Raw genomic sequence first — 3163 nt, 5'->3', positions numbered from 1 at the left:
TACGGCTCAATAGCCTACTTCAGGGAGGACCACTTTTCAGGGGGCAGACCAGGGTCGCTTGCCCTCGATTCCATATCGACGAGCGCTCCCCCCGAGACGATCCGCAAGAGCGGAGAAGCCCCGGAGGGGCTCGAGGATTGGGCAGCGCTTGCTGTACAGATGAACAAAGCGACACTTTGCGAGGTCGAAGATGCGCTCGTACGCGCGGCACTCAAAGCCGCGAACGGGAACATATCAGAAGCCGCACGTCTTCTCGGATTGACACGCGCGCAACTCGACTACCGTGTCAAGAAGTTGAACAATTCAATGCCAATCTCGACGGAGAAGTAGAGAGCGCAAAGCACCAGCGTTTGGGATCAACCGAATCGAAGATCTGCTTCGGCTTTGTTCGGGAGGTTAGGGGCGCTGGTGGTGCAGACGCAATTAGGCTTTTTTAACGCACCTCGCCTGACCAAATGCATTCCATTGATTGATCAGGTTGGCGATAGCGCGGCCTTCCTGAGTTTGTGACGCGATGCGACGCGTCAGCAGCGTGTCGCCGATGCAGCGCTTAATGCGCGAAAATTGCGCCTCAACGCGAGCGCGCAGGCCATAGCCATATTTGTTCTGGAATGCATACTGTCCCTTCTCTTTCAGATAACGCACAAGTTGATCGTGCCAACGATTTTGCTTCGCGTCATCGACCGCATCGGCCTTGGGAGGAATCACCGGCACGACGCCGCTGGCGAGCAGTTGTTCATTGCGCTCGATCTGGTAATACGCCGTATCGGCAATGAGTCGATCGATCTTACCGACTTGCGGCAACAGCAAATCGAGGCCGCTACTGTCTCCAGTGCCGGTATCGGTGATTTCCACTGCCAGTACGTCGCCTTCAGCATCCATGGCCAGATGCATCATGCGCCATGGCGTACGCTCAGCTTTCTTGCCGTATTTCTTTTCGTACCATGCGCCGGCATGAGAAAAGCGCAAGCCCGTGCTGTCCACTATCACCGTCACCGGCTCGCCTTCATTGAGGCGCTCAGCCGCGCGCACGCACTTCCTGCGCACCGTGATGTCCAGCGAAGCAAACAGGTCCGACAGATGGCCAAAGCTGGGTACGGGCAGCTCGACGCCACGCCCGCGCCAATAGTCGTGCATGAAGCCCGCGAATTCCCGCAAACCCATCCGGTACATGCGATACAGCATAAACAGCAAGTTTGAGATAGCCCCTTGATTCACCGGACACGGTCTCTGTTTCTGGATGAACCCACTTCAGGGGTAGATCCCATCACCCGGCGCGAATTCTGGACCCACATCAACGGACTGGCCCGCAAGGGCGTGACCATCATGGTCACCACCCACTTCATGGACGAGGCCGAATACTGCGATCGCGTGGCCATGCTGTCGCGTGCGCAACTGATTGCGCTGGATACGCCCGACGCGCTCAGTATGAGCTCCATTAACCGCATCCTATTTGCCTAGAGGGAAGTCGTGCACAGTTGACTGGGTGATGATTGAAAACGGAGTCGAGGATGTCGGAAGCGGTAGCGCAGTGGGCGGGCCACTTGGAGGCGATCGAGGCCGAGGGTACCGCGCTCAAGCGTTCGGCGATCAGCCCAGAACGGCCCGACCCGACGATGGAGGACGCCTTCATTCACCTGGTGGAGTCGGCGGACCGCGAGATGGAGGCCACCATATGAACGGCGCCACAATGCACAAAGACGGGAGTGGCCCCCTGCAGACCGACTTGCGCCGTTTTGATCTGCGGCGCTTGATGGCACTGGTGACCAAGGAAAGCTACGGGCTCGTTTGCGCTCCTGCTCGCCAGTCTGGTGCTGTTCATCCTGTCGGTGGTCGGCATCGGTCTGATGATTTCCGCGGTCAGCATGACGCAGCAGCAGGCCATCCTGGGGGCGTTCGCCATCGGCGTGCCGGCGGTGCTGATGTCCGGCTTTGCGACGCCTGTGGAAAACATGCCCGTCGTCCTGCAATGGCTGGCCCAGGCCATTCCGCTGACCCACTTCCTCATCATCGTCGAAGGCAGCTTTCTCAAGGCCATGCCGCCCGGTGACATTCTCGCCAGCCTGTGGCCGCTGGCGGTCATCGCCCTGGCCACGCTGACGATGGCCACCGTATTCGTCCGAGGACGCCTGCAATGAAATCCAAGCCCCGCACTCCCTTTCTTCGCGCAACCGTCACCGGCCTGACCCCTGGGCGCGCGCGTCCGCTCGCGCTGGCCCTGTCCTGCGTGCTGCTGACTGCCTGCGCAAGCGTGGGCCCCGACTACCGCGAGCCGCCGCCGGTCGACGTCGGCAGCGGCTGGAGCTTGCCGTTGGCAAGCGAATCCCAGTCCGCAGACTTGAGCCAATGGTGGTCTGCACTGGACGATCCCATCCTCGATCGCCTGATGGCCACGGCGCTGGCACAGAACCTGGATCTGCGCCAGGCTGCGGCACGCATCGATGAGGCACGCGCCCTGCGCGATCGTGTGGCCGGCGAGGCATTGCCCACCGCCGCCGCTGGCGCGAGCGTCAACCGGCGCCGTCAAAGCGAGAACGGCCCCTTGCCCGTAGGCTCGATCCCCGGCCTTGACGCCACGCAGACCATCTACGACGCGGGCTTCGACGCGGCCTGGGAGGCCGACTTGTTCGGGGCCAAGCGGCGCGCCCTGGAAGGCGCCAACGCCCGCCTGCAGGCGACCGAAGCCGAGGCACAGGGCATACGCATGCGCATCGTGGCCGAGGTCGCGCGCACCTGGTTCACCGCCGTCGGCGCCCGCTACGAGTTGCACGCACAACAGGCCACGCTGGATACGCTGCAGCAGACTTGGGAATGGGTGCGCCTTCGGCATGCGCTGGGCGACGCGTCGACCGCCGACGTGGAGGCGGCGTACGCCCAATGGACAGCAGTCAACGCGCTCATCCCGGATATCCAGGCGCGCCAGCGCGCCGCGGTACTCAGCCTGGGCGTGCTGCTGGGCGCACCGCCGGAGCGGGAGCTGGCACTGCTGGATGGCCCCTTGACGCCGAGCACGCTGCGGGCGCTGCCGGTGGGCGAGCGTGCCGACATGCTGCGCCGGCGCCCTGACGTACTGGCTGCGGAACGTCGCCTGGCGGCGAGTTCTGCCGACATCGGTGCGTATTCCGGCGAACGTGATCACGCATTTCGGCGGATCGTGATCATG

At 62.7% G+C, this 3163-nt stretch carries 5 protein-coding genes and 1 pseudogene; 5 read left to right on the top strand and 1 reads right to left on the bottom strand.

Annotation, left to right across the window (positions count from 1 at the left end; all coding sequences use genetic code 11):
- A partial coding sequence (locus ACSHSS_RS29905; protein ID WP_445545950.1) for a helix-turn-helix domain-containing protein occupies window positions 1–330 on the top strand: 330 nt, incomplete at its 5' end.
- Between the two features lie 93 nt (window positions 331–423).
- On the opposite strand, the gene ACSHSS_RS29900 is transcribed toward ACSHSS_RS29905, so the two are convergent.
- A complete protein-coding gene (locus ACSHSS_RS29900) occupies window positions 424–1185 on the bottom strand; it encodes an IS5 family transposase (RefSeq protein ID WP_066132413.1) in 762 nt (253 codons plus the stop codon).
- Between the two features lie 24 nt (window positions 1186–1209).
- On the opposite strand from ACSHSS_RS29900, the gene ACSHSS_RS29895 reads away from it, so the two are divergent.
- From ACSHSS_RS29895 to ACSHSS_RS29880, 4 genes and pseudogenes are all read left to right on the top strand, one after another.
- A complete protein-coding gene (locus tag ACSHSS_RS29895) occupies window positions 1210–1461 on the top strand; it encodes an ABC transporter ATP-binding protein (RefSeq protein ID WP_011516046.1) in 252 nt (83 codons plus the stop codon).
- 50 nt (window positions 1462–1511) lie between these two features.
- Window positions 1512–1679, top strand: a complete 168-nt coding sequence (locus ACSHSS_RS29890) for a hypothetical protein (RefSeq protein WP_021161685.1) — start codon at window positions 1512–1514, stop codon at window positions 1677–1679.
- Window positions 1680–1778: 99 nt separating this feature from the next.
- Window positions 1779–2138 (top strand): annotated as a pseudogene (locus ACSHSS_RS29885) (ABC transporter permease); the annotation flags it as partial.
- Window positions 2135–3163: TolC family protein (locus tag ACSHSS_RS29880; protein WP_445545949.1), on the top strand; the 1029-nt coding region annotated here is incomplete at its 3' end. The pseudogene ACSHSS_RS29885 and the gene ACSHSS_RS29880, both read left to right, overlap by 4 nt.

Source organism: Burkholderia sp. BC1, assembly GCF_052683555.1.
Note: the sequence above shows the minus strand (reverse complement) of the source record. Positions and strands in the feature narration are given on the sequence as shown.

What these genes read in the sequence shown, in the direction of transcription:
- ACSHSS_RS29900 (WP_066132413.1), bottom strand. Translation starts at nt 1,185, where the DNA reads ATGCTGTATCGCATGTACCGGATGGGTTTGCGGGAATTCGCGGGCTTC.
- ACSHSS_RS29890 (WP_021161685.1), top strand. Translation starts at nt 1,512, where the DNA reads ATGTCGGAAGCGGTAGCGCAGTGGGCGGGCCACTTGGAGGCGATCGAG.